This window comes from Methylotenera sp., assembly GCF_030653755.1.
GTDB lineage: Bacteria > Pseudomonadota > Gammaproteobacteria > Burkholderiales > Methylophilaceae > Methylotenera.
This window is the reverse complement of record NZ_JAURYU010000006.1, coordinates 1-6,975: the sequence shown is the minus strand read 5'-3', so window position 1 is coordinate 6,975 and position 6,975 is coordinate 1. Positions and strand designations below refer to the sequence as shown.

Sequence of the window (6,975 nt, the reverse complement as noted above, 5' to 3'; positions counted from 1 at the left end):
CGCCGCCTAATGGCGGCCATGTCCAAACTAATTTTGGGGGTACACACAGACAACACAGAATTTCTCATTGTTTTCCCTTTTGAGTGATCGTATTAAAAATGTATAGCGAAACGCTTTAGAAAAATAGCGCTTGAAGCGGTCGTTCAGTAGCAGACGGGCTTTTGCTTATTACGCTGCCACCCAGCTCTGTAAGCAATTGCCTACGCGCTAGGTCTGTCGACACAAAGCATGTCTGAACCCTATTAATCGTGGGCTCTAACAAGGGCGATTAACGCCATCCCTATCGGCAACTGGGTTTGTAATCTAGCGAAAAATTTCGTATCCTGCAAGCCTATTTTAAAATAAATGTCGCCTGACCAGTTCAGGATTGAACTTATTGAAAAAATCACAATACATAATCCCAAATTGATGGGAGTCCTCTCAATTGACTACAAACGACAAAAAACTTTTAACCTTTACGATTATTGGGCAATCTGACAGCGTTCAATCCAGCTCCAGGATCGAATTAAATAAGGAAAATCTCTTCTTCCTGTAAGCAGCACTTCGGCAGATAAATAATTCGTTCTTGATTGAGTGGTACGTGCAGCCGCATTGATCCTGAAGACTTCTCCGGCCACGGATATGGTATTACCTTCCATGGCCGAATGTTTTTCATCTTCAATGCGCCCTATCATTTTTTTTAACTGCTCTGATATTAAAGCTGCACTAGGCTCGGTTCTTCCCGAAAAAAGCGTTACATAAGGATAAACACAAGAAAAAACAGCCAACGGGATATTTAAACTGGCGCTCAAATCTGAATAGCTGGCATATCGGGCTCCATCCCTTTTTGCCTGAATAGTAAGCGCATTTACGCGATAGATTCTTGGTAAATTTGCGGATAGCATCTGTAACAGTCGTTCATCTGCGGTATTTACATCGATCATCCCATGAACATTACTGCTGATTACCTCAACGGCCTGATTGTCGATCAATAACGTTTGTACTTTGCCGTTCTCACGTATCCAGCGACTACGCTCGCCTTGCTCCAACAGTTCGAAAATGACATCGTAAACGGCAGACTCTACCGCCAAATTAAGCCGAATATTTTTTTCATAACTCGATAGGCTATCGGCCATATGGCGTCCAGCTTGCAAAGTTGCCGCCATAATGGCGGCAACCAACAATAAAAGCCATAGGGTATGAAGTAGAACAAAACCTTTACTGTTTGGTATCGGGGACAATCGGTAGTACTCGATCAATTATTTGTGCAGCTGAGTTCATCTCGCTCACCATGGAGTCAACGACAGATTGGGTCTCTGCTTGATTTCTCATGATATGAGACACAAGTAACACAATCAGCTCAGTCCGCTTGTTCCCAAAAGAATTATCTCGAAATAAATTACCAAAAATAGGAATATCCTTGATGAATGGTACCCCACTGTTGTTTTCGGAAATATTATCTCGAATTAACCCGCCTAAAGCAACGGTGTATCCATCACGCGTTAAGATAGATGTTTTGATTTTTCTCTTTTGGATGGTTGGCGAATTAATTCCGGATGTAGTCGTTTTAGCAACATCGCTTACTTCTTGGGTTACATCAAGAATTAAGCTGCCATTTTCATTGATACGCGGTTTTATATCCAAAATAACCCCTGTATCGAGCATCTGTATCGAGCTGACTATTGGAGCACCCGGCGCGATTGTAGACTGCGAGGTCTGTGTTAATATGGGTACTTGATCGCCAACCTGAAGAGTGGCTTTTTGATTATTTAAAACAGATAATTTTGGAGCTGATATAACGCGCACATCGGTTTTCGACTGGAGTGCATTTAATATCACTCTAACATCTGAACCGCCAGCATAAACATATGAAAAACCAGGAAACAAAGAAGAAATTCCTGTTTCGGCTGCGCTTAATTCCACAGAATTTTGCTTAGAATTAAAAAACCATTGCACACCATATCTCAAATCATCATTCAGGGTCACTTCTGCTAAAATAGCTTCAATCATGACTTGCCGTGGAATAATATCTAGCTGGATTAATGCATCTTTAATAACCCGAAACTCTTTCTCAGTGCCGTAATACAGAAGTGAATTAGTTTCTTCGCTAGCAACCAATTTACTTGAATAGTTGGAATTTTGATTTGAAGAATAACCGCCAGTTGGCGTGGATGTATTTGCGTAAGCATCCATTTTAATGGGTGAATCCTGTTGCATCGGCATGCCTTGATCCCCAAATTCGGCTATATCGGATTTTTCAGTTGGGCCCGAATCGCCTTGTTGGTCACTAGCTGATGTTGTGCCGCCGCCACCAAATAACTGTCGGAGGGCAGACACTAGCTCTTTGGCATTTCCATTTTGGACATTGTAAACAAATACACTTTGCTCATCTGTTTTTGAACTATCTAATCGTTTAATCCAACTTTCTATGACTTCTAAGTCTGAACGATCCTTGGAAATTCCAAGTACGGCGTGCATTCTATTTAATGCAACAAAGCGCACCCGGCTACCAACGACATCGATGGGCGATTGGAAGATTTCCTTTATCTCAGCAATTAACTGGGAAGGACTAGAGTGCTCAACACGATATAAAGCAAAGCTCATACCTTGCAACCAGTCCACGTCGAAACTTTCAACCATGTGCTGAACGGCCATGCGATCCTCGCTGGTCCCAGAGATCACAAGATGATTGTATGTTTCATCTGCTTGCAGAACAGTTCCTTTAGGAAAAACGGTATTTATAATTTTCTGGATTTCTTGTGCCTTAACGTAGCGAAGAGGCAAAATATCAATGCCGAACCCTGGCGTTGCTGCTCCATTGGGGATTAATCGGTTTGCTCCCCGCACTCTTTGAGGCGCTAAATCCATAGGTATAACATGGTACATGCCGCCTTGCTGAACGATAGCGGCAGAAACGGAAAGCAAAGCGGTTTCTAGCACGGGAAGAAGAGCTGTTTTAGATAAAGGCCCTCTGGTACGTAGAGTAATTTTACCTTGTATCGAAGGATCGATTGTATAGTTTAATTTCAGTGCATCACCGAGAATTGCATCTATTACGCTATGAATATCGGCGTCGCGAAACTGAATATCAGTTCCAGCCTCTTTATTAAGGCTGGTATGAGAATTGCTGCCTTTTAACGCTGGCCTATCGGTTTTTACATTGCCGAAATAAGTTGTATTTAGTTCTTGTTTATCAAAACTTACGCTATCTTCAATTTCTCTAGATTCAAGTTGTTTAGTTAAATCATGGGGTTCATTTGGAGTTCGCCACGGTAGTTTAATGCCGGCTTGATGGGATGTGTCAATCAAAGAGCATGCAATTTCAATGCTTGATATTACACAAACAAATAAATACCGTATAAATATACGTCGCATTGAACTATTATTTATTTTACCGAACTTATATTTTTTTTTTGAAAAAGAATTCGAATTTAATTTGGATTGGCATGAAAATTTATATGCCACATTTTGTCGTCCATTATTTTTTTCTTTCATTAAATCCATCACTATTTGTTAAAGTCGCAATCCATTTTCAATATAATTTACAATGCTATCACTTATCATCAGTTGCTAACGTATTGCCGTTTATACTTTTATTTAATTTTAAATTACGCTGATATTTTATCTGAAATCACTTTTTTGACACGCCGTGTGCTGTCCATAATAAATGAATAATCCACACTGAATTTTCTAAGTAAGACTGTTAATTATAAAACATAACGCCATAGCAAATTCCTTTGAAAATTGGATCCGTTTAGTTCTACTTTGTCGTGCGCGGTGAAAAGGCGCTATTTTTTGCGGGAGCTAATCCCGCCAGGTAATTGTTGGGCCGTGTGTTTTAATCTCAAAATTTCGACGGTGCGAGCCTCGTCTAGTACGCGGTAAAATACGATGTAGTTTCGATGTACGACTAGCTCACGCAGGAAGACCGGCAGGCCTGGCCTGCCGGTACGACCAAGCTTTGGATGCTGCGCAAGCGGCAAGATTTTGTCACGTAGCGCCTGGCCGAACTTCTCCGCCTTGGTCGGGTTGTCCTGAGCAATGTAGTCAATGATGTTGTCCAAGTCGACTTCAGCCATCGGTCGCCAGACTATGCGATAAGGAGTTTTTGCCTTCGTCATAGATCAGTCGGTCGACTCGTGCCTCTGCGACCACTGGTTCATGCGCGCTTCCCTCTTCCCGTCTTGTGGCGAGCAATCCTGGCATCCATCCTCGCCATAACTTCATCGTGCAGAATGCTCGGTCGAGGGCCATCAATGGCTTCCTGAATCTCGGTGGCCAGCCAGTGGTTATAAGCAGCGGCCTCATGCGCTTCGCGCATGGCGTCTGCCCTGCCCCGGTTGCCGGCATCCTGTTCCTTCTTTGCCGGATCATATTCGCTCGCGTCGAACTGGCCTACGGTGATGCCAATATCACGAAGCACATTCAGCGCAGCCAGTGGATTGCCAAAGCGGCGCGGCTCGGTGCTACGAGCCTTCGACAGCACGGCGCCGGAACCGTTGCGGGTGTCAATCTGAACGAGGAACGCCCCGCCCTGTCCTTTCAAGGTCACACCTGATACGCCGCCGGCGTTACTTGCAGCGCGCAGCTGCTCTATGGTCATGCTTTGCATGGTCGGCTCCTTGTTAGTTAATCTAAAAAACGTGGTTCATTGTGCATAAAATCAAGGAAACGTGCAATCGTTTTAGAGTCCGAAACAGACCGGTTTCGGACATGGTTTAAATGATATGTACTAAAGTAGGCTTGTTTGATTTCGGACATGCGTTATAATTCGTACATCCTTTTCGGACGGAATTAGAGAATGTCACGCGTCTTTGCTTACTGTCGAGTGTCGACCACGGATCAGACCACCAAAAATCAAAGCTTGGAAATTCAATCCGCCGGTTTCGCCATTCAGTCGCATCGTTTGATCGAAGAAAGCATCAGCGGATCCGTAGCGGCTAAAGAACGACCAGGTTTTAATAAGTTGATCGAACGGCTGGAATCGGGTGATGTGTTGGTGGTAACCAAGCTGGATCGACTCGGTCGCAACGCCATGGATGTCAGGGCCACGGTCGAGCACCTTTCTGATTCCGGCGTACGTGTTCATTGTCTGGCGTTAGGCGGGGTTGATCTGACGAGTTCTGCCGGCAAGATGACCATGCAGGTCATTGCGGCGGTCGCTGAATTTGAGCGTGATTTACTGATCGAACGTACTCAAGCGGGCATTAGTCGTGCGAAGGCGGCGGGTAAACAGTTCGGCCGGCCGCCGGCACTTAATGCGGAAGATCGTGCTGACGTTGTCAAACGGTTGGCCGCTGGCAGCAACGTTTCGGAGTTGGCTCGGGAATTCAAAACCACACGGCAATCCATTATGCGGATTCGGGAAGCGGCGTTGAAATCACCGCAAAGTGAAAATGCGATTCACTCTTCTGGGGAGTAAGTGATGAATCATGTGTATTTGGAACGGCATGATGACAAAGACAACATGCATCGTTTTTATCAAATGTTTGTGACACCAGGCTTGTTTGACGAGTGGTCCCTGATTAAGGAATGGGGCCGAGTCGGGTCACTAGGTACCATCAGAAAGGAATGGTTCAACACCCAGGTAAGAAGCCATCGTCGCCGGGAATAAGTTGTGTACAGCCAAATGTAAAAAGGGTTATCACGCTATTCGCGCAGAAAATGATGCTGGGCATTGAATATGCCAGTCTGTTTCCTCTGCACTGCGAAATGGTTGGCGGGATCGACCAAGAACCTGGTTGCCGGGAACAACGGCACAGTTTCTTGGGTTGTCGGCATGCGGCCAGTGCGTAAGATGCCCACCAGGCGCTGAAAATTTTGAAGTCGCTGGCGTAGGCGTTGCGGGTGGCGAAGCTCAGGCTCTGGTCGATGTAGTGCTTGGCGGTTTCGGCCAAACCGGAGCGCCAGATTGGTCATTTTTGAGGGGTTTTTAGTGCCGGGAATCGTGGTTATCGGAACTAAAAGCATAACAGAAAAAAGCCGCTTGCTCTTGAGGCAACATCCGTTTCAAGATGCAAAAACCTGACCGTGAAGCTGCTGGATGCGTTGCGCTATCGGTTTAAAAAGAGCCCTCAGCAAGGTCTGTGATTCCTGGGGGACATTGGCGGCTTGTAATGCGTCGGCCAATCCGCCGAATTGTTTAAACCAATGCTCGTAATGTCCCTCCATGACTTCCCGCTCGACCCACATATCGCGCCGCCCTTGCTCGTTGAGTATCGTTTGCAAACCGCGTTCAAGCGTCGCCCCTTCCGTGAGCAGGTGGGCGACCGTGGGTTTGATGGCGTCGGGGAGTACCGGCAAGTGACCGTAAGCCGTCTTCGCCTTCTGGTTTTCGATTTCCGCCGCTGCCTCCATCAGCATTCCGTAACGGTAGAGACCGGGGTATTCACGGCACAGAAAGGCCAGTGTGTCATCGGACACCGTACTCCATAACCATTGTAAATCGAGGATATGCCCGGCCATGTGTTCCAACAGCGCCGCATCCTCCAGGCCTTTGGCTTCCAGTTGCCGAACCCGCTGATCAATCGCGGCGGCAATTTTGTGTTCTTTGCTGACGGTCCGTCCGCCAGGCACCTTGATTTTGCCCGTGGCAATGCCCGCCGCGAGCGTCTCTAAGATTTTGGCAAACCGGTAGAATCCGGAAAATTCCGCACACAAGGCGTCCATCTTCGGGCCGGGTGCCTTCAGCATCAAATGATGGAAGTCCGGCATGAAATCGGCCATCTGTGAAAGTATCTCGACTTCGAGCAGTTCCAGCGCCTCCAGTTGTTTCATTCGCTCATCGATGCGCGCGGCCATGCGCCGATGTTCTACTGTTACCGACATGGCGGCACACACGCTGGGTTTTGTTGTTTCATCGATTCTCCTATAGCCCTGTCATCGGCCATGATGTTCTCTTTATAACCGCACCAAGTTCCATTGAATAACGGCAACCACTTCATCAAAGGACGGCTGCCCCTGATAATACAACGCGGCACGGCGTTCGTATTCCTT

Annotated in this window: 8 protein-coding genes; 3 read left to right on the top strand and 5 right to left on the bottom strand. The window is 46.4% G+C overall.

Going from position 1 to position 6,975, the window contains the following annotated elements; translation table 11 throughout:
* Positions 1-461: 461 nt before the first annotated feature.
* The 4 genes from Q7U33_RS01220 to Q7U33_RS01205 all read right to left on the bottom strand — a co-directional run bounded on the left by Q7U33_RS01220 (position 462) and on the right by Q7U33_RS01205 (position 4,591).
* Positions 462-1,160, bottom strand: coding sequence for a hypothetical protein (locus Q7U33_RS01220; protein ID WP_304857728.1), 699 nt, complete (start codon positions 1,158-1,160; stop codon positions 462-464).
* A 37-nt stretch (positions 1,161-1,197) separates the two neighbouring features.
* On the bottom strand, positions 1,198-3,474 hold the full coding sequence (gene gspD / locus Q7U33_RS01215; protein ID WP_304857727.1) for a type II secretion system secretin GspD: 2,277 nt from the start codon (positions 3,472-3,474) through the stop codon (positions 1,198-1,200).
* 293 nt (positions 3,475-3,767) lie between these two features.
* Positions 3,768-4,100, bottom strand: coding sequence for a type II toxin-antitoxin system RelE/ParE family toxin (locus Q7U33_RS01210; protein ID WP_304857726.1), 333 nt, complete (start codon positions 4,098-4,100; stop codon positions 3,768-3,770).
* A 38-nt stretch (positions 4,101-4,138) separates the two neighbouring features.
* Positions 4,139-4,591 (bottom strand): hypothetical protein, encoded by a 453-nt coding sequence (locus tag Q7U33_RS01205; protein ID WP_304857725.1) that lies wholly within the window; start codon positions 4,589-4,591, stop codon positions 4,139-4,141.
* Between the two features lie 189 nt (positions 4,592-4,780).
* On the opposite strand from Q7U33_RS01205, the gene Q7U33_RS01200 reads away from it, so the two are divergent.
* The 3 genes from Q7U33_RS01200 to Q7U33_RS01195 all read left to right on the top strand — a co-directional run bounded on the left by Q7U33_RS01200 (position 4,781) and on the right by Q7U33_RS01195 (position 5,915).
* Entirely contained in the window at positions 4,781-5,401 is a 621-nt protein-coding gene (locus Q7U33_RS01200; RefSeq protein WP_304857724.1) for a recombinase family protein, read from the top strand.
* Between the two features lie 3 nt (positions 5,402-5,404).
* A complete protein-coding gene (locus Q7U33_RS12045) occupies positions 5,405-5,593 on the top strand; it encodes a WGR domain-containing protein (RefSeq protein ID WP_322277143.1) in 189 nt (62 codons plus the stop codon).
* Positions 5,594-5,720: 127 nt separating this feature from the next.
* A complete protein-coding gene (locus Q7U33_RS01195; protein WP_304857723.1) occupies positions 5,721-5,915 on the top strand; it encodes a hypothetical protein in 195 nt (64 codons plus the stop codon).
* A 73-nt stretch (positions 5,916-5,988) separates the two neighbouring features.
* Here Q7U33_RS01195 and Q7U33_RS01190 read toward each other — a convergent pair whose 3' ends face one another.
* On the bottom strand, positions 5,989-6,807 hold the full coding sequence (locus tag Q7U33_RS01190; protein ID WP_304857722.1) for a hypothetical protein: 819 nt from the start codon (positions 6,805-6,807) through the stop codon (positions 5,989-5,991).
* Between the last annotated feature and the right edge of the window lie 168 nt (positions 6,808-6,975).